Raw genomic sequence first — 19,330 nt, 5'->3', positions numbered from 1 at the left:
CATGGCCGAGACCGTACATCTGTATCTGGCGGCGAACGGGAAGGACATCAAGGGAGAGAGCACGCAGACGAGCCTCGGTCGCGAGGACTCCATCGAGTGCGTCTACTACGAGCAGGGGGTCATCACCGCGCGCGAGGCCGGCTCCGGCCTCGCCACGGGGCGCCGCCAGTACCAGCCGCTGCTCATCCGCAAGCGCATCGACAAGGCGTCGCCCTTGCTCATGAAGGCGCTGACGGAGAACGAGGCCATCGAGGCCACCTTCAAGTTCTTCCGTCCCAGCCCCGCCGGCGACGGCACCACGGACCAGTTCTATACCGTGACCATCAAGCAGGGTCGGGTGGCCAGCATCAAGCAAGTGGTGCAGGACACCATCATCCCCGCGACGGCGACCAACCCGCCGCTCGAGGAGGTGACGTTCGTGTTCCACACCATCAGCTGGACGGTCAGCGAAGGTGGCGTCACGCACGAGGACTCCTGGAGCGCCCAGCGGTAAGGGGAGCCAATGCGCGTTCCCCCTCGAGGGAGGGGGACCGGGGCGTCGAGGGAGGAGGGAGCGACGGGATGGGACGCGGGTTGTTGTCGCGAATCGAGGTGGGGACGGGCTCGGCCGAGCGTGCACAGGACATGACTGAATCCATTGCCCAACACCTGCGCGTGCTGCTCAACGCGCGCAAGGGCGGCTCGGCCACGGTACCGGGCTTTGGAGTCATGGACTTCACCGACCTGGTGCACACCTTCCCCACGGCCATCCAGACGCTCCAGTCGGCCATCCGCGCGACGGTGTTGGAGTTCGAGCCGCGCATCCAGCACGTGAGCGTGCGCCACGTCCCGGACGTGGACCCGCTGGTGCTGCGCTTCGAAATCACCGCGCAGCCCACGGGCAGGGGCGCGCGGGGGATGCTCCGCTTCCGGACCGAGATGTCTCCGGGAGGCAAGGTCGAGGTCTGGTAAGCGAACCGGTACGGCGGGGGAGTCGCGGTGTTCAGCAAGTACTACCAGAGCGAGCTCACATATCTGCGGGAGATGGGCCGCGCGTTCGGCACCGTCAACCCGGCGCTCGCCGGGCTCCTGGTGGAGCGCGGTGGCGACCCGGACGTGGAGCGGCTCCTGGAGGGGTTCGCGTTCCTGACGGCGCGAGTGCGCGAGCGCATCGATGACGCGGTGCCGGAGGTGGTGCACGGGCTGACGGAGCTCTTGCTGCCGCACTACCTGCGGGTGGTGCCCGCGTGCTCGGTGGTGGAGTTTACGCCCCATGCGCGCCTCTTGCGCGGCCGCTCCCGGATTCCGGCGGGGACGGAGGTGGGCGCCAAGCCCGTGGACGGCACCGTCTGCACCTTCCGCACGACGCGCGCGGTGGACCTGCTGCCGCTGACGCTGACGGAGACGACGCTGGACCAATCCTCGCCCGCGGCGCCGGTGCTGCGCCTGCAGCTCCAACTGGTGGAGCAGGGGCGGGCGGAGATCTTCACGGAGGAGGGCCTGTCGCTGTTCCTCCACGCGGAGCTGCCGGTGGCGTCCATGTTGCTGGTGTGGCTCTTGCGCCATTGCAAGGGTGTGGTGCTGCGCGGCCCCGCGGGCGGGCCATCCTTGCGGCTGGGGCCCGAGTGCATCCGCGCCTCGGGCCTGGAGGCGGGCAACACGCTGTGGCCGTGGCCGGCCACGGTGCCGGAGGGCTACCGGCTCCTGCAGGAGTATTTCACGCTGCCGCAGAAGTTCCTCTTCATCGACGTGAAGGGGCTGCAGGCTGCCAGCGAGCTCGCCGGCCAGAAGCTGGAGCTGCTCTTCGAGTTCGAGCGTCCGCCCACGCTGCCCGGGCGGCTGCCCAAGGACGTCTTCCGGCTGCACTGCGCGCCGGTGGTCAACCTCTTCGCCGCGTCCGCGGACCCGGTGCGCACCGGCTCGTTGGGACACGAGCACCTGGTGCGCGCCTCGGGCATGGAGCCGGCGCACATGGAGGTCTACTCGGTAGACTCCGTCACGGGGCTGCCGCAGGGCCGCACCGAGCGCCAGCAGTACCGGCCATACTTCGACTTCGCGCACGCCGCGGGCGACGCCTCGCGGTTCTATCGGCTGCACCGCGGGCTGTCGCCGCTGGATGACGCGATGGACGTCTCGCTGTCGTTGGGGAGCCCGCGCGACGTGGCGCCATCGCTGACGGATGAGACGCTGTCCATCGAGCTGACGTGCACCAACCGCTCGCTGCCCGCGCGGCTCCAGGTGGGCGACTTGAGCGTGCCCACCGCGGCGTCGCCCACCACGGCGCGCTTCCGCAACATCGTCGCGGTGACGCGGCCGTCCAGGCCGCCCATGGGGTCGGAGCTGCACTGGCGGCTGCTCTCCCACTTGAGCCTCAACCAGCGCTCGCTGCTGGAGCCCGGCGCGCTGCAGTCGATGTTGGCGCTCTACAACTTCCAGGCGACGGCGGACCAGTCCACCGCGCGCGCCAACGAGCTGCGCGTGGGCGCGCTGCGGGAGGTGAAGGGGCAGCCCATCACCCGCTTCCTGCAAGGGGCTCCCGTCCGGGGCGTCCAGGTGACGGTGGAGCTGGACGAGGCGGGCTTCACCGGCACAGGGGACGCGTTCCTCTTCGGATGCGTCCTCGACGAGCTGTTCGCCTCGCACGTGAGCCTCAACTCCTTCAGCGAGCTCGTGCTGCGCCTCCAACCCTCTCGACTGGAGTACCGGTGGCTTCCCCGGAACGGCCGACAGACGATCTGCTGAGGGCCGTCCAGACGCTGAGCGAACGCCCCGGGCAGTGGGCCTTCAGGCCGCTGGTGGCGCTGCTCGAGCGGCTGACGTCGGAGGCGGTGCCCGTGGGCGGCACGGGGCCCGTCGTCGAGGAGGCCATCCGCTTCCGGCATGATCCTTCGCTCACCTTCAGCTCGGGGGACGTCAGCCACATCCGCGTCGTGACCCAGTCGGACGAGCTGGGCGGCTCCGCCCGCGTGGTGGAGGTGATGACCACGTTCCTGGGGGTCACCGGCGCCGTGTCGCCGCTGCCGGACTACATCCCGGAGGAGATTGCCCAGGAGGACCCGGACTCCGCGCGGCGGCGCGACTTCCTGGACCTGTTCCATCACCGGCTTCTCTCGCTCTTGTTCCGGGCGCTGTCGCGCTACTCGCTGCAGGCGGAGGCGACGCGGGAGGGAAACGATGTCTGGTCCCAGCGGCTGTTGTCGCTCGCCGGGCTCGACATCTACGAACGCCCGTACCCGGGCCTGCTGTCCTCCGCGCAGCTCTTGCGATTGGCGCCGCTGCTCGCCGCGCGCGCGCGCACGGCGGGCACGCTGGAGTTGGCGCTGACGGACGTGCTGGCGCCCGTGCTGGGCGAGGCGAAGGTGTCGCTGCGCCAGTTCTCCGGCCACTGGGTGGACATCGAGGCGGACAACCGGATGCGCCTGGGGCGGACGAACACGAACCTGAGCCGCACCGCGCTGCTGGGCTCCAGGATGTTCGACCGCTCGGGCAGCTTCGACATCCACATCGCGCCCCTGGAGGGGGATGTCTACCGGCGGCTGATGCCCGAGGGAGACCTGTCCCCGGTGGTGCGCGAGGTGGTGGACCTGGTCGTGAGGGATCCGCTCGACTGCTCGTTGGTGCTGGGCGTGCGCGAGGCGGAGCTGCCGCGCTTCCGCCTCTCGACACAATCCACCTCGAGGCTGGGCCAGGACTGCTACCTGGGGCAGCGCAGGAGCGACACGCGCCTGCGCCTGCGCACCGTGCCGCTTCCGGACGCCACCCGCCGCGCCGCGCCGCCTTCGCCGCCATGACGCCGTCCTTTCGGTGTTCCCACCCGCCGCCAGCCGAACCCCTGGAGCGAAATCATGCGCGTTGAACCCAAGACCCTCGTGCGGCGCCTGACGCCCTCGGCCACGCGGATGCTGGAGGCCGCCGTGTCGCGGGCGAGCACCGCGCGTTGCTACGAAATCATCCCCGAGCACCTGCTGCGCCAACTGCTGGAGGACGAGGACGGCGAGGCCTCCCGGCTGTTGCGCCACTTCCAGGTGGACCGCGCGAAGGTCATCGGCTCCATCGAGGACGCGCTGCGGGAGCTGCGCACGGGCAACGCGGGACGGCCCGTGTTCTCCGAGAGCCTGTTCCAGTGGTTCGAGGACGCGTGGCTGGTGGCCTCGCTGGAGCACGGGGCGGCGCGGCTGCGCTCGGGAACGCTGATGTGGCAGTGGATCGCGCGCTCCTCGCGCTACTCCGCGGAGTCCTACCCGGCGCTGGACGCCCTCTCCGTGGAGGCGCTCAAGAAGGTCTTCGACGAGGTGGTGGGTGGCTCGAAGGAGGCGGCGGAGGTGGGCAGCGCGGCCTCGGCGGCGCCCGCGACGGGAGGAGGTCGGGGCGAGGAGGCGCTCACGCGCTTCACCAACTCCTTCACGCAGAAGGCGCGCGACGGGAAGATCGACCCCATCTTCGGGCGCGACCGCGAGATTCGTCAGGTCATCGACGTGCTGGCGCGGCGGCGCAAGAACAACCCCATCATCGTGGGCGAGCCGGGCGTGGGGAAGACGGCGCTGGTGGAGGGGCTGGCGCGCGCCATCGTCGCGGGCGACGTGCCGGAGTCCATGCGCAACCTGGAGGTGCTCGGGTTGGACCTGGGCGCGCTGCAGGCGGGCGCGGGGGTGCGCGGTGAGTTCGAGAACCGGCTCAAGGCGGTCATCTCCGAGGTGAAGGGCTCGCCCAAGCCCATCATCCTCTTCATCGACGAAGCGCACACGCTCATCGGCGCGGGAGGCCAGCAGGGCGGCGGCGACGCAGCGAACCTGCTCAAGCCGGAGCTGGCGCGCGGCGAGCTGCGCACCATCGCGGCCACCACGTGGGGCGAGTACAAGAAGTACTTCGAGAAGGACGCCGCGCTGGAGCGGCGCTTCCAGCCCATCAAGGTGGACGAGCCGTCGGAGGCGGACGCGGTGCTGATGCTGCGCGGCCTGGCGCCCACGTATGCGCAGTCCCACGGCATCACCATCCGCGACGAGGCGGTGGTGGCCGCGGTGGAGCTGTCTCATCGCTACATCTCCGGGCGGCAGTTGCCGGACAAGGCGGTGGACCTGCTCGACACCGCGGCGGCCCGTGTGAAGATCGAGCAGAGCGCCCAGCCTGACGAGCTGGTGGAGGCGGAGTCGCGGCTGGCGGCGCTCGAGCGGGAGCTGGCGGTGCGCGAGCGGGAGCGCGCCGCGGGGCACGTGCGGAAGGACGAGGACGAGGGCCCGACGCTGGAGGAGAAGCTCTCCGCCACGCGTGACCAGGTGGCCACGGTGAAGGTCCGCTGGGAGCAGGAGCGGGCGGCGGTGGCCGAGGTGCGCAAGGCCCGCGCGGCGCTGGAGGCGGCGGAGGCCGGCGCGGACACCGCGAAGCTGAAGGCGGACGTGGCCCAGGCGCGCGCGAAGCTGGAGACGCTTCAGGGCGAGTCGCCGCTGATTCACGTGGAGGTGGACCCGGACGTGGTGGCGCGGGTGGTGGCGGGTTGGACGGGAGTGCCGGTGGGGAAGCTTCGCAGCAGCTCCGTGGGGGCGGTGCTCTCGTTGGAGCAGACCTTGCGCTCCCGGGTGCGGGGCCAGGACGCGGCGCTGCGGGCGGTGGCGGAGACCCTGCGCATGTCGCACGCGGGCATCCGCAACCCCAACACGCCCATCGGCGTGCTGCTCTTCGTGGGGCCCAGCGGCGTGGGCAAGACGGAGACGGCCCTGGCGCTGGCGGACTCGCTCTACGGGGGCGACCGCTTCCTCACCACCATCAACATGTCGGAGTTCCAGGAGAAGCACACCGTCTCGAGGCTCATCGGCTCGCCGCCCGGCTACGTTGGCTACGGCGAGGGTGGCGTGCTGACGGAGGCGGTACGCCAGCGGCCGTACTCCGTCGTCCTGCTGGACGAGTGCGAGAAGGCGGACCTGGAGGTGATGAACCTCTTCTACCAGGTGTTCGACAAGGGCATGTTGTCCGACGGCGAGGGGCGGCTCATCGACTTCCGCAACACGGTGGTCATCCTCACCAGCAACCTGGCCACGGACGCGCTGATGCAATTGTATTCGGGCCCGGAGGCGCCGAGCACGGACACGGTGAGCGAGACCATCCGCCCCATCCTCAGCCGGCACTTCAAGCCGGCGCTCCTGGCGCGCATGTCGGTGGTGCCGTTCCTGCCCATCGCCCGGGACGTGCTCAAACAGATTGCCGAGATGAAACTTTCGGCCCTGGCGGAGCGGCTGCATACGTCGCACCGGGTCAAGACGGAGTTCGCCCCGGAGGTGTATGAGGAGTTCGCCCGGCGCTGTCAGGACAACGACTCGGGGGCGCGCAATGTGGACCATCTGCTGCGTGCCTCGCTGATGCCCCGGCTGTCGTTGGAGGTCCTGGAGCGGCTCGCCGCCGGAGGCGTCCCAGGTCGCCTGAGGGTGGGGCTGGGGGCTGGGGGCGAGTGGGACCTCGCATTCTCAGACAGATGATTGTCGTGGGGGTGCATCTCGGACCTGGGGGAGGGATGATGCCTCCCGCTGGGCCGTGACGAACTCTCGCGAGGTACCTCCCCGGGGGGCTGCCCCCATCGCTTCGGGATAGGAGTGAGCCGTGCTGCCCCTCGTCATCCGAATCAAGGACCTGGAGATGCAGCCGCCGAAGGAGCGGCAGTATGTCTTCACGCACTCTCCCGTCCGTATCGGTCGCAATCAGCTCAACGACATCTCCATCCCCAAGTCGTTCGTGTCGCTGTTCCATGCGCTCGTCCGGTTCAACCAGAAGTCCATCCACGTGGTGGACCTGGACTCGACGAACGGGCTGAGCATCGACGGGCGGCGCATCGACAAGAACGTCCCGGTGCGGGTAGACGAGGAGACGCGGGTCACCATCGGCACCATCGAGCTGCGCTTGTCGCGGGAGGCCGCGGCGTCGGTGGGAGACGGTCAGTCGCGCATGACGCAGTTCCGCGCGCTGGCCACGTTGCAGGCCCCCGATGACGGGACGCCGATGAGCTTCAAGCCGACGCCGGTGCAGGGGCGCGAGCAGGTGGTGGCCACCACCATGTTGCCGGCCCTGAGCGACGCGGCGATTGCGCAGTCCCGCCGTCAGGAGGAGGGGAGCCCCCGCACGGTGCTGGTGCCGGCGCTCGACGAGGAGCTGGAGCGGCAGGACCCGGGGCAGCGCACCATCATCTCCGGCATCCCCATCCCGGATGCCGAGCCGGTGACGGCTCCGGCTGGCCGCCGCGCGAACACGAGCGACAGCGTGCGCGTCGTGGCGCCGCCGCCCGCTGCGTCCTCGAGCGGCTTGCAGAGCCCCATCCAGCAGCTCGTGCCGCTCTACACCGCGTATCGCAACGCGTGGCAGACGTTGCATGAGTCCATGGTCCGTCAGGCGGGGACGCTGCCGGAGGCGGACCGCGCGTCGTTCGTCGCGCAACTGCAGCGGCACCTGCCCGGGGTGGCGCACGAGCCGCAGTTCGGACGGTTCGCACGCTCGTTGGGTGTTGCGCTGCCGCAGTCGTCCGGGGGCAACTCGCAGGTGACGCCGGTGCCGGCGGCGCCCGGGGGCGGCAGCCGGCTGGATGGGATGGCGCGGGAGCTGTTGGGGCAGTTCGTGCGGTCGTACCTGCCGGGGAGCAAGGGATTGGATTCGGGGCTGGACATCGACCGCTTCCTGGACCGGTTGGCGGACGTGCTGGAGACGTTCGGCCGCGCCTTCGTGGAGCTGCGGCAGGGACATGACCAGTTCGGTCAGGAGATGGCGGTGATGCTGCCGCGCGACGTGACGCCGCTCGCCAACAATCGCAACACGCGCGAGGTGTTGCGCTACCTGTTGGACTGGAAGGCGCCGGACAGCGCGGAGCGGGTGCAGGAGCTGAGGGGCGGGTTCGTGGACGTGATGATCCACCAGATTGCCTTGCTCAACGGCATGCGCGAGGGCGTGAAGGACTTGCTCCAGCGCCTGTTGCCGGGCGAGTTGGAGGGGAGCAAGGGCGGCTCTTTCTTCTCGCGACTGTGGCCATTCCAGGCGTCGCGCAAGCTCACGCGACTGGAGGAGCGGGTCAAGACGTTGATGGAGGAGGAGCGCGAGCTGAGCGCGGTGTTGTTCGGTCCGGAGTTCGCGAAGGCATACCATGCCATCGTGGGCGACGCGGCGAACAAGAGTGAGGATGGAGAGGTCCCAGTGGTGTCCAAGCGCCGGGCTCGGGAGTCATCAGGGACATGAGGACGACAAGGTCGTTGGAGTGGGGTGTGGTGTTGGGGTTCGCGGTGGCCTTGGCGGGGTGCAAGAGCACCGCGCCGGTGCGCGCGGCGCCGGCGGTGGCGGCGTTGTGCTTCTCGGAGCGGCCCACGGGGGTGCATGCGCTGTCGCCGGACCAGTGGCGGGCGGAGGTGCTCTATCCGTTGATGTTGAGTGGTTACGACACGCGGACGTGGCAGGTGGCCACGCCCGTGACGGATTGCATGGGGACACCGGTGCTCTGGCAGGACCCGGCACCAGGGGAGTGTGTGGAGGCGGGCTCCACGGCCGCGATGTTGCCCCCGACGACGTTGACGGCGGGGGACGTGGTGGTGAGTGAGATCCGGCCGGAGTTGCGGCTGGTGTGGGCGGTGGCGCGTCACTTCGCGGACGGAGAGGGCCTGGGCCCGGTGGCCTTGGTGGAGTCCACGCCGAGAGGCCTGGCGGTGCGGGCGTTGGGGGTGCTGCGTTCGAGGACGAAGAACGCGAAGCTGAGGTTGGAGCGGATGATGGGCGTGGACATGCTGGTGGCGGAAGGGGAGCGGTGCGCGGGGCCGATGGGGACGGCGTGCCAGCGAGCGGTGCGGGTGTTGCTGCAGCGGGGCAACCGCTTCATCAACGAGCCGGTGTTGACGGCGGAGGGGGCGTGCGCGAGCCCGGCGCTCTTCCAGTTGAACCGGACCGCGTCGCGCTCGTTGCCGAGCCGGTGGCTGCGTCGCTACGACTACACAGCGGCGCTGAGCTTCGCGACGGATGGCATCCGGTTGCAGGAGCAGATGATAGTCAATGACATGGACCCCAAGCAGCCCAGCATCCCTCCGAGGCAGTTCCGCAAGGCGCAGGTCGACCGGCGCGTGCAGTTGTCTTCGGGAAGACTGGTCGTCGACGACTCGTCCCTGTGGGGCCGGCTGCTGGAGGCAGGTGCGACCGAGTCGACGAAGTAGGGGCCTCTCGTGAATGGAGGAACGGCCTGGAGGGGCCACCTCACCGCGCGCCTGTAGAGCGGGTGCGCGAGCGCGGCGATGTGTCGCTAACGGCTTCTGAAAGAGATTGCCCATCCGCTTTGCTGGTATCACTGGCTGAGGAGTTGGGGCGTAACCGACCGACGGCGGGCATCATGAGTCGAGCAGGCCTTGCTGGTTCTCGAGGCATGCGACGACTGAATTTCGATGAGAGGCCGAAGTTGGTGTCCAGGCACGACCTGTCCTTGGGCACGCTGCAGTACTGGCTCTACAAGGTTTCGGTGCGCCAGGGTCTTTGTCCGCCGGGCCCCTGGGAAAGTCACCGGGTGCACTCCATCCTCGGGCGCATGGCCACAAACGCAAACGGCCGGGACGATTTCGAGAAGGACCTCTTCGCACGGGAGCTGGGCATCGAGTTGGTGGACGTCAGCCCCGGGACGGCGCGTGTCCAATTGCCCACGACCGCACGCCCTCGCTCGACATCCCGCGGACCTTGTCGGAGAAGGACTTCGGCGAGGACCTCGCGAGCTGGTGCGCCTGGCTCCTGGAACCGCCCCGCGCGCCCTCGCCGAAGCACTGCTGACCTACTCCGCCCGCGGCGACCACAGCACGCTGACGACCTTCCCCTGCCCGCTCCAGTGGGCCACGTGCAGATACTCCACTCTCGGAGGCCGAGCGCTTCGGTCGCGAGCACGGGTCAGGTGGCCGTCCTGGTGGATCGCACCGGAGGTCCCGTGGAGTTGCTGCTGTGCGGCAACGACGCGCCGCTATCCGCACCGTGAGTATGGGCGACAGCCGCAGACCCGTGTCGAGACGAAGTCGGGGCGCGAGCTTCACCGTGCCGCCATGAAGTCGCGCCATCGTCCACGAACCAGGGTAGGTTCTCCCTCTCTGTTCGTTGGAGTCCCGTCGATGCCACAAGCCACACCGCGCTCGTCACTTCTGGGAGCGCGTCCCAGCGTCTTCCTGCTCGCCGGAGCGTTCGTCACCGGCATGTTCCTCTTCGCCCATGTCGGCTGCGGAGGTGACGAGTGCCAGAACGCCGCCGACTGCCGTGAAGACAAGGGACCGCCGGCTTCGAACACGGAGTGGGTCTGCGAGGACAAGCGCTGTGAGCAGCATTCCGTCCAGGTGCCGCCCCCAGATTCCGGCACGGACGCGGGGTCGTCCGACTCGGGGACGCCCGACTCGGGGACGTCCGACTCGGGGACGTCCGACTCGGGGACGCCCGACTCGGGGACGCGCGACTCGGGGACGCCCGACGCGGGTCCCACCACGGTGAGCGTGCAGGTGCTGGCGTTCAATGACTTCCACGGACAGCTCGAGGCCCCCGCGGCCCAGATTCTGACGGGCGTGGACCCCAACGGTGGGCCGGTGCGGGTGAACGCGGGCGGCGTGACGTACTTCGCCCGGCACATCGCGGCCCTGCGGGCCACCAATCCGAACACGGTGGTGGTGGCGGCGGGAGACCTCATCGGCGCCTCGCCGCTGCTGTCGGCGCTCTTCCACGACGAGCCCACCGTCGAGGCGATGAACCTGATCGGCCTGGACCTGGTCGCGGTGGGTAACCACGAGTTCGACGAGGGGAGCACGGAGCTGTTGCGCATGCAGTCGGGCGGCTGCCACCCGGTCGATGGCTGCCTGGACGGAGATGGCTTCCCGGGCGCGAAGTTCAAGTTCCTGGCGGCCAACGTGGCCACGGGCGAGGACCGCACGCTGTTCCCCCGCTACGACGTGCGCGAGTTCGAGGGCGTGAAGGTGGCCTTCATCGGCATGACGTTGGAGGACACGCCGGAAATCGTCACGCCCACGGGCGTGGCGGGGCTCACCTTCAAGGACGAAGTGCAGACGGTGAACGCGCTGGTGCCGGAGCTGCGGCGGCAGGGCATCGAAGCCATCATCGTGGTGGTGCACCAGGGCGGAATTCCGACCGCGGGCTCGCTGGTGAACGAATGCAAGGGCGCGGGTGCGGACGGCCTCATCTCAGGTGCCATCGTGGGCGTGGTCAAGGGCCTCGATGACGCGGTGGACGTCATCGTCAGCGGCCACACGCATCAGGCCTACAACTGCGTCATCGATGGCAAGGTGGTCACGAGCGCCTCGTCGATGGGGCAGCTCGTCACGGACATCGACCTGACGTTGAGCAAGGCGACGGGCGACGTCGTGGAGGCGCGAGCGAACAACGTCATCGTCACTCGCGACGTGCAGGAGGTCGGCGCGGTGAAGGAGCTTGTGACGAAGTACCAGGAGCTCGTCACTCCGAGGGCCAACCGGGTCATCGGCTGGGTGTCTCAGACGCTCAGGACACAGGGGGACTCCCTGGGCCAGTCCTCCCTGGGCTTCGTCATCGCGGACTCGCAGCTGGAGGCGACGAAGCCCGCGAACCTGGGTGGGGCGCAGGTGGCCTTCATGAACCCGGGCGGCGTGCGCGCGGACATCGCCCAGGGCGAGGTCACCTACGGCGAGGCCTTCACCACGCAGCCGTTCGGCAACAGCCTGGTCACCATGACGCTGACGGGCGCGCAAATCGAGCAACTGCTGGAGTGGCAGTGGCGGCCGTCGGGAGCCACCCTCATGCTGCTTCCGTCGGCGGGCTTCACCTATGCGTTCAGCGCGTCGGCGCCCATCGGAAGCCGCGTCGACCCGGCGTCCATCCGGCTCAACGGCGTGCCAGTGAGCCTGACGGCGGAGTACCGCGTCACCGCGAACAACTACCTCGCGAGTGGGGGTGATGGCTTCTCGGTATTCATCGAGGGGAAGAACCGGCTGGGTGGCGCCGTGGACATCGACGCGCTGGAGGCATACCTGAAGGCGCACAGCAGCCAGGCGAGCCCCTTGTCCTCCCCCGCGCTCAATCGCATCACCATGCTGCCCTAATCCTACAGCTGTAGGACCAACGCCCTGCGTCCCCTGGCGATGGGGGCCCGGAAGGCCGAGAGGCCGGGTCCCCAGCGTGGGAGCCCGGCCTCCGGAGTGGATTGGCGCTCGAGATGCGAGCACGGAAGCGTCAGCAGGGTACGGGCGGATGGCCAGTCGTTCTTCAGCTCCCGGGACGTCAAGCGCCAGGTGTCGGGGTGACGGAGGACAGGTTCACCAGGGCGTTGCGCCTCAGGCCCTCCTTGGCGAAGTCCTGGATGACGCGGGCCAGGGTGGCGGACAGCAGGCCGAGCAGGGGCAGGTGGGCGCCGCCCTCGCAGGTGGCTTGTCCTGCGGTGTCCTCCGCGTCCGGCACGAAGTGCTCCTCCCACCGCACGAGCCCGAACGTACCGTCACCGCTCACCGCGCCGTGCACCAGGGGCTTGCCGTGGGCGCGCGCGAAGTCGCTGAGCACCTGGCGCCCGTCGCGGTTGTCGAAGCAGTCCACGAGCAGGTCCGCGCCACCACACAGCGTGGCCACGTTGTCGCGGGTGACGCGCACCCCCATGGCCTCCGTCTTCAGGCCGTGGAGATTGAGGAACTGGAGCTTGAGTGCCTCCGCCTTGTTCCGACCGACGGAGGGCTTCACGTAGGCCTGGGCGAGCAGGTTCTTGGCCTCGACCCGGTCGAAGTCGATGAAGACCAACGTGGCCTCGAGGTTCCGGCACAGCACGGCCGCGTGGGAGCCGATGGCGCCCACGCCACAGAAGGCGATGCGCATGGTCCACCTCACCGGGCGCCGAACGGGACCTTGGGGCGCAGGTAGATGCGCTCCTCGCCCCGCGCCCCCCGGAACCTGTCTACGGCGTAGTGCTGGAAGGTCTCGTCGCGGAGCTGGGACAGGTGCATGCCGGGCACGCCGCCGGAACGGATGAGCTCCACGGCGATGCGGCGCACGTCGGTGTCCGACACCGGCCGGTCCAGCTCCACCGGCACGTCCGCGGACATCCCGTCATAGGTGATGTTGAGAGTGGCCATGGTCGTCTCGCGCCTCCTTGCGCGGCCCGGGATGAGGCCGCGAGGTGGTGCGGTCGCCGGGCACCTCGCGGGACGCGGGCGTTCGCGGCTTCCTGACGGGGGCGAGCGACGCCTGGGCGCGGAAAAGACGAGGGCCGGACCCGTCATGGAGACGAGGTCCGGCCCTCGGTGTCCGCGAAGGGGAGGGGCTTCGCGGACAGACACCTATTTCGTGGGCTCTCCGCTCACGGCGCCGGGCGAGGGCTCGGGCTTCTTGCCGGCGGTGGGCAGCACGGGCATCGCGCCGATGAAGCCCGAGTACGCCATGCGGTTGGGCGAGCAGTCGCCGGGGCTCCGGACCTTGTCAGGCGTGGCGTGCGTGTACAGCGCGGTGGCGACGCCCTCGGGGTCCGAGTCTGGGGCGAGCTCCAGGTAGAGCGCCACCACGCCCGTGACATGCGGCGCGGCCATGGAGGTCCCGCTGAGTACGCGCGTCTCCCGGTCGCCGTAGTGCCAGGCGGAGGTGATGCGGTTGCCGGGGGCGAAGACGTCCACGCAATCGCCGAAATTGGAGAAGGCCGCGCGCTTGTCGGCGCTGTCCGTCGCGGCGACGGTGATGCCCTCCAGGGTCCGCGCCGGCGAGTGCTTGCACGCGTCGTTGTCCTCGTTGCCCGCCGCCAGCACGTACGTCACACCGGAGGCGATGGAGCGCCGGACTGCGTCGTCGATGGCGCGGTCCTCGTCGCCGCCCAGGCTCATGTTGGCGACGGCGGGGGCCTGGTGGTTCTTCGTCACCCAGTCGATGCCCGCGATGACGCCGGTGGTGGAGCCGGAGCCGTTGCAGCCGAGCACCCGGACGGAGTGCACCGAGGCGTTCTTGGCCAGTCCGTAGGTGCTGCCCGCCGCCGTGCCCGCCACGTGGGTGCCGTGTCCATGACAGTCATTGCCCTTCATGCCGTCTCCTACCGAGTCGTAGCCGACGGATGCCCGGCCTCCGAACTCGCGGTGGGAGAAGCGCACGCCGGTGTCGAGGATGTAGATGTGAACGCCCAGGCCGGTGGCGTTGTAGAGATAGAGCTTGTCGAGCGGGAGGCTGCGCTGGTCCACCCGGTCGATGCCCCAGGTGGGTTTCTCCTGGGTGTGGCTCTCCACGATGGAGACCACGCCGCTCTCCTGCACGTACTCCACCGAGGGGTCCTCGGCCAGCGCGCGGGCCTGGGCCTCGGTCATCCGGGTGGCGAAGCCGCGCAGCGCGTGCTCGTACGTGAGGAACGCGCTGCCGCCATACTTGGTCAGGAGGGTACGAGACGCGGCTTCCACGGCGACTGGTTGCATGCCGGGCGCAGGGGGCCTGAGCACCACGACGTACTCGCCTGGAACCTTCTGGTGAACGGTGAGGAATTTCCCGACGGGCGGCGTGCGCAGCGCCGCGAGGGTCGATGGGTCCTTGCAAGTGGTCCGGCTCGAACACGCCCCCAGCAACATCAGGCCGCCCACCGCCAGCGAACGCTTCAACAACCGTCGATTCATGTCTCACGCCCCCACGACTGATGACACGCAATGATACGAATCGACAGCCTTGTCGGTCTAATCCTGATTTCGTCCGGAGGGACGGGGGATGGGTTGGTCACTGAACGGAGGACCATTCCCGGGTGGTGAGGCCCCACCAGAACAGTGTCGCTTCGAGTGGGTGTTTGTCTGGCTTTTGGAGCATGGGTTGGATGCCCATCTCACGTGCGGTGTTGAGCAGTTGTCGATGCCACGTGGTGTGTTCAGCCGAGAGGTGGGTGGCGGCGATGGCCAGTGCGCTGGCACCCACGGAGTAGCCGCCCGGGTGGAGCGGGCCGCTGGCGGCGTCCTCGCGTCCGTGGACGCCACGCGGCCATTCTCGACACGCGGCGAGAGGGAGCAAGTCGCCGGCGGGGCGGTCGCAGTGGGTCTTCACCAGGGCGCGCGTGAAGGTGGCCGCCGCCGGGTGCGCGGCGAGTCCGAGGAAGGCTCCCGTCCATGCCAGTGCGGTCCCTCGGGGCGTGGACTCCAGGGGGCGCCCTCGCGCATCGACCTTGGTCGGGAAACCGGTAGGGAGGGACGCCAGCTCGACGAGTCGTGCGGCGAGCTTCTCGCCCAGGTCCCTCGACGTGTCGTTGTCGCGCAGTCGACCATGCAACAGCAGTCCCGCTGCGGCGGGGGCGCTGTCGCATGGCCAGATGGTGCGTCCGAAGGTGGGGAGCAGGAGTTGTCGCGAGAGGGACTCCGCGAGCTGGGCCGCCAGCGCATCGAAGAGCGCGGTGTCGCGTGCGTCGGCGAGCCCCGCCCGGCTCATGCCCGCGAGCATCAGCAGGAGCTGCCCGCGGTAGAGGATGCTGACTGGGAGCACCTGGCCTTCCACGCGTGTGGTCCCGTCGCGCAGGAAGGGCGTGCGTGCGCGACCGAGCGCATCCGCCAGCAGCGCCTTCACGCGTCGAGGTGTGTCGGGGAGCGGACTTCCGTCCAGGGTGGCCTGCACGAGGATGAACGTGAGGTGTGCATCGCACAGCAACTGTGCCTCGACGAAGCGTCGCCTCGCGTCTCCCAGGAGCAGGGGCTCGCAACCCGGACCGAGGACGCGACGCTCGAGGGTCTCGAGCCCCTGGGGCGTGGGGGCATCCAGGACGTCTCGCCACGGCGCCGGAGCCTCCTCTGCCCGGGTGACCATGGCCACGCAGCACAGCACCAGCGGGAGCATCGGCGGAAGACGCGAGGCGCGGGACATGGCGCGCACGTCAGCATGTCCCGGGGGCGGGTGGACGCCGCGCAGGGCCCTCCGGTCGCGGCGCGGGTGGGAGCGGTCGCTCCCGTTGGCTGGACGGCCCCTCAGGGCGTGTCGCGCTGGACCTTCAGGTCCTGGAATCGGCCCTCGCGTTCGAGCCGCCACAGGTCCTCGTCCGTGACGTAGGGCTGCCCCAGCAGCTCCCGGGCCCGCTTCACCTTCGCCAGCAGCAGCGGGTCCGTCACGGGCACGCTGTTGTCTCGCGTGGGACGCGCGGGTGGGCGCATGAGGGAGAATGTCCCCCGGGCCGGGTAGCCGTCCTCCGTCCTCCCCTCGAGCACATAGGTGACCATGCCCAGGTCCGGCTCGGCCTTCACGTCGAACGAGACACTCACGTCGACGCCCCGGCCCTCGGGGAGGGTCTCCACGCCGAGCGAGGTCTCGGAGGCCTCTTCGGGAAGTGGCGGTGCGTGGGGCTCGGGCCTGCGCGCGCGCAGCGCCGTCACACGCTCCAGCCGCACCGCGCCTTTCCAACGGTGGAACAAGCGGAAGGTCTGTTGCACCCTGCCGTCCTCGCCCTCCGTCGGGAAACGGGGCGTGCCCAGGGCCAGCACCGTGACGATGCCCTTCTTGTCGAAGTTCTCGAACGTCGGGTCGAGGAGCTGGACCGACGAACGTCCCGAGGCCTTGCGTCCCGTGGTGTCGATGGCCTCCACGCGCACCAGGTGTTGTCGGTACATGGCGGCGGGCCCGGGTCCCCCTGGGCTCAAGGTGCGGGTCACGGTGGGCGCGCTCGTCACCACCGGCGGCGCGTCGTCGAACGTCCAGGTGAACTTCACGGGGACGAAGGGCTTGCGAGAGCGCTCGTCTCGCCGTGGCAGCTCGATGATGCGCACGAGGAACTCGAAGTCCTCCTCCGTGTTGGGGACACGCCGGGAGTAGACGTCGACGAGCCGCTCGGGCTCGCAGTCCTTCACCCGGTAGGCGGGAACTGGGACGGAGGCGCTCACATTGTCCTTTCCGAACACCGTCACCCGAGGCTGTTCATGGGTTCCATCCGCCTCCAGCCATACGCGCAGGGGGACGCGCGTGCCGACACCGGATCCGATGGTCGAGTGCAGATAGGCGTCGTTTCCATCCGGCGAGTGGGCCCGGACCGTGATGAGGTTGTCCTCGCCCGAGCACACCTCGGACTTCTCCACGGTCACCTCGTCGATGATGGGCGGTGGCGCTGGCTTCGAGGGGGGCTGCTCGGTCGCGGAGGGTGGCCGCGCGGGCGTTGGCGGCGAGGCCGCGAGGGTCGGTGAGGGCAGACGTCCCGTATCGGTCGTCTGTGTAGGGGGGGCAGTCGGTGCGGGGGCCTCACGCGACAGCCACCAACTCGCGACGACGGCGATGCCGAGGCCGCAGAGAACGGCCCGTCGTTGACGCCTTCCAGGGGAGTCTTGACGCATCATGGACGCGGTCCTCTCACGTCGCGCGCGGCGTCACTGCCAGCAGCCGTAGACGTTGCCACCGGAGTTCCACTGGAGCTGGTGCGAGTAGTCGCTGGCCCAGAGGGTGGAGGAGACGGGGTGGACGCTCCAGCCACCGATGCGGTCGGGGCTGATGGAGGTCGCGGTGGAGTTCGGGTCGTCCCGGACCCCGCGCCAGATGACACTGGTGCTGGTGTCGCACCGGTTGGCGGACATGCAGTTGGCGACCTGGTTGCCGGCGTTGGAGCAGACGTTCCAGAAGATGGGACAGATGACCGTCAGCGCGGCGTTCTTGAACCAGCCGAGCGACGACTTGCACTGTGCCTGGACACCCGCGTGGAGGGTGTTGGAGGCGTTGGCGATGAGCTCGTGCGGATATCGGTACGCGCTCACGGCGCCGCGCCCCGCGTAGTTGTGCGCGTAGGCGAGGAAGGTCGAGCACACCATGCCGTTGTTGGCGGCGCTGCCGGGGATGGTGTGGGACGACTCCAGGTCGCGGTACTGGAAGAGGGAGTAGGGCACCCGTGCGCCGTTCCACAAGAGCCGGTCGATGGGCTGGCTCGAGTCGACCCTGGAGGCATCCGTCACATAGGCGTGATTGAACCAGATGTTGTCCGCCACCTGGGCGGCCCCCGCCGCGTCACCCAGTTGCCAGGCCGTCCAGTCCGGACCGTGGCCATCCACGTCGTAGAGATAGTGATAGATGCCACCCTGGTTGATCTGCTCCAGGCCGGGATAGCCATTGCGCAGTTGGTCCACCTTGAGCGGCGTTCCGCAGACGGTGGGCCAACTGCTCGTGTCGGGGTCCCGCATGGTGGCGTGGGTGACGCCGCCCGCCGCGCCGTGTGAGAGCATGGAATGCGTCCGGAACTCTCCAATCGCATCAATCACGTTGCGGATGGGACCCTCGTCGCCGCGGCTGAACACGACCGCGCCATTGGGCGCGTTCCATCCTGCGGTGGTGTAGCCACACTCGGATGCCGTGGCGGGAAGGGTGGCCATGAGCGTGGTGGCCACGACACAGGCTGCGAGGATTCGATGCATTGGATACCCCTGGACATGCGGCGCTCCCCGGCCCGGCGCGAGGATGGAGGGTGTCCCAGGCGAGGCATGGGTGTGAGGGGCCGTGGGAGCGGTTCACCCGTGCCTGGGGGCATCAGGGTATGCACTGTGCCTTGGCATTCCATGCCGTCCCTGAAGGGCAGTGCGATCGGCCTTCGTGATTCGACCCCGGAGGGTTGTGGGTGCGTTGGCTGGGCCACGTTGGCCCGACACGTGGACCCAGGGAGTGGTTGCCACGGTGGGGCGGCTCACCAGACTTCGCGGTGTCGAGGGAGGAGGTCGTGCATGGCGGGTGGGTCTTCGGTGCGGCGCTGGGACGTCTCACCCAGGGAGGCCGTGGCGCTCCAGCGCGAGCTGCGGGAGCAGGTGGTGTTGCAGCCCCCTCCCGGGTTGCGTGTCGAGCGCATCGCGGGCGCGGACGTCTCCACGGAGAAGGGGCGCCCCACCGGGTTCGGCGGCATCGTGGTCCTGGATGCGGAGAGGTTGACGCCCGTGGCGCAAGCGGGCTCGGCGGTCGAGCTGACGTTCCCCTACGTGCCAGGCCTGTTGTCCTTCCGCGAACTGCCGGTGGTGGCCGCGGCCTGGGGGCGGTTGAAGGTCCGTCCGGACGTGCTCGTCTTCGATGGCCACGGCATCGCGCACCCGCGACGGCTGGGAATCGCCAGCCACGGCGGCCTGCTGTTCGGAATCCCCTCCATCGGTTGCGCGAAGTCGCTGCTGGTGGGCTCGTACGAGAGGTTGGGCGAGGCTCGCGGGTCAACGGCACCCCTCGTACACAAGGGCGAGGTGGTGGGCATGGCGGTGCGCACGCGGCGGGCCGTCCAGCCCGTCTACGTGTCCCCTGGTCACCTGATGGACCTGCCCACGGCCGTGGAGCTGGTGTTGAAGGCGAGCCCTCGCTTCCGCGAGCCGGAGACCACGCGTCACGCACACCGGTTGGTCAACGCGCTCCGGCGCGCGGATGGCGAGGCCGCGGAGCTCGAGTTGGAGTGACGGGCGAGAGGCCGATG

15 protein-coding genes are annotated in these 19,330 nt (G+C 69.3%); 9 read left to right on the top strand and 6 right to left on the bottom strand.

Features of this window, described 5'->3' with window-relative positions; translation table 11 throughout:
* The first annotated feature begins 1 nt into the window (after position 1).
* From tssD to LZ198_RS04820, 8 genes are all read left to right on the top strand, one after another.
* Positions 2 to 493 carry a type VI secretion system tube protein TssD gene (gene tssD, locus LZ198_RS04855; protein ID WP_253970683.1) on the top strand — a complete coding sequence of 164 codons (492 nt, stop codon included), beginning with the start codon at positions 2 to 4 and terminating at the stop codon, positions 491 to 493.
* 68 nt (positions 494 to 561) lie between these two features.
* Positions 562 to 951, top strand: coding sequence for a type VI secretion system baseplate subunit TssE (tssE, locus tag LZ198_RS04850; protein ID WP_256559228.1), 390 nt, complete (start codon positions 562 to 564; stop codon positions 949 to 951).
* 27 nt (positions 952 to 978) lie between these two features.
* Positions 979 to 2,721, top strand: a complete 1,743-nt coding sequence (gene tssF, locus LZ198_RS04845) for a type VI secretion system baseplate subunit TssF (protein WP_253970681.1) — start codon at positions 979 to 981, stop codon at positions 2,719 to 2,721.
* Positions 2,685 to 3,770, top strand: a complete 1,086-nt coding sequence (gene tssG / locus LZ198_RS04840) for a type VI secretion system baseplate subunit TssG (protein WP_253970680.1) — start codon at positions 2,685 to 2,687, stop codon at positions 3,768 to 3,770. The genes tssF and tssG overlap by 37 nt, the downstream gene beginning before the upstream one ends.
* Before the next feature lie 54 nt (positions 3,771 to 3,824).
* Positions 3,825 to 6,446, top strand: a complete 2,622-nt coding sequence (gene tssH, locus LZ198_RS04835) for a type VI secretion system ATPase TssH (protein WP_253970679.1) — start codon at positions 3,825 to 3,827, stop codon at positions 6,444 to 6,446.
* 121 nt (positions 6,447 to 6,567) lie between these two features.
* Positions 6,568 to 8,184, top strand: coding sequence for an FHA domain-containing protein (locus tag LZ198_RS04830; RefSeq protein ID WP_253970678.1), 1,617 nt, complete (start codon positions 6,568 to 6,570; stop codon positions 8,182 to 8,184).
* Positions 8,181 to 9,143, top strand: coding sequence for a hypothetical protein (locus tag LZ198_RS04825; protein ID WP_253970677.1), 963 nt, complete (start codon positions 8,181 to 8,183; stop codon positions 9,141 to 9,143). Before LZ198_RS04830 ends, LZ198_RS04825 begins: the two co-directional genes overlap by 4 nt.
* Positions 9,144 to 10,073: 930 nt before the next feature.
* Entirely contained in the window at positions 10,074 to 12,038 is a 1,965-nt protein-coding gene (locus tag LZ198_RS04820) for a bifunctional metallophosphatase/5'-nucleotidase (protein WP_253970676.1), read from the top strand.
* A gap of 178 nt (positions 12,039 to 12,216) precedes the next feature.
* On the opposite strand, the gene LZ198_RS04815 is transcribed toward LZ198_RS04820, so the two are convergent.
* The 6 genes from LZ198_RS04815 to LZ198_RS04790 form a co-directional block, all read right to left on the bottom strand.
* Positions 12,217 to 12,798 (bottom strand): HesA/MoeB/ThiF family protein, encoded by a 582-nt coding sequence (locus tag LZ198_RS04815; RefSeq protein WP_253970675.1) that lies wholly within the window; start codon positions 12,796 to 12,798, stop codon positions 12,217 to 12,219.
* An 8-nt stretch (positions 12,799 to 12,806) separates the two neighbouring features.
* On the bottom strand, positions 12,807 to 13,055 hold the full coding sequence (locus LZ198_RS04810; RefSeq protein ID WP_253970674.1) for a hypothetical protein: 249 nt from the start codon (positions 13,053 to 13,055) through the stop codon (positions 12,807 to 12,809).
* A 204-nt stretch (positions 13,056 to 13,259) separates the two neighbouring features.
* A complete protein-coding gene (locus LZ198_RS04805) occupies positions 13,260 to 14,564 on the bottom strand; it encodes a S8 family peptidase (protein WP_253970673.1) in 1,305 nt (434 codons plus the stop codon).
* A 97-nt stretch (positions 14,565 to 14,661) separates the two neighbouring features.
* Positions 14,662 to 15,786 carry a hypothetical protein gene (locus tag LZ198_RS04800; protein ID WP_253970672.1) on the bottom strand — a complete coding sequence of 375 codons (1,125 nt, stop codon included), beginning with the start codon at positions 15,784 to 15,786 and terminating at the stop codon, positions 14,662 to 14,664.
* A gap of 101 nt (positions 15,787 to 15,887) precedes the next feature.
* Complete coding sequence (locus LZ198_RS04795; RefSeq protein WP_253970671.1) at positions 15,888 to 16,985, bottom strand: hypothetical protein; 1,098 nt, start codon at positions 16,983 to 16,985, stop codon at positions 15,888 to 15,890.
* 285 nt (positions 16,986 to 17,270) lie between these two features.
* Complete coding sequence (locus tag LZ198_RS04790; RefSeq protein WP_253970670.1) at positions 17,271 to 18,302, bottom strand: hypothetical protein; 1,032 nt, start codon at positions 18,300 to 18,302, stop codon at positions 17,271 to 17,273.
* Positions 18,303 to 18,605: 303 nt separating this feature from the next.
* Here LZ198_RS04790 and nfi point away from each other — a divergent pair, with 303 nt between their 5' ends.
* Positions 18,606 to 19,313, top strand: coding sequence for a deoxyribonuclease V (gene nfi / locus LZ198_RS04785; RefSeq protein ID WP_253970669.1), 708 nt, complete (start codon positions 18,606 to 18,608; stop codon positions 19,311 to 19,313).
* Positions 19,314 to 19,330 lie beyond the last annotated feature (17 nt).

Origin of the sequence: Myxococcus dinghuensis (assembly GCF_024198235.1) — a bacterium.
In the GTDB taxonomy this organism is placed as follows: Bacteria; Myxococcota; Myxococcia; order Myxococcales; family Myxococcaceae; genus Myxococcus; species Myxococcus dinghuensis.
The sequence above is the reverse complement of the archived record's forward strand: the minus strand, read 5'-3'. Positions and strand labels throughout refer to the sequence as shown.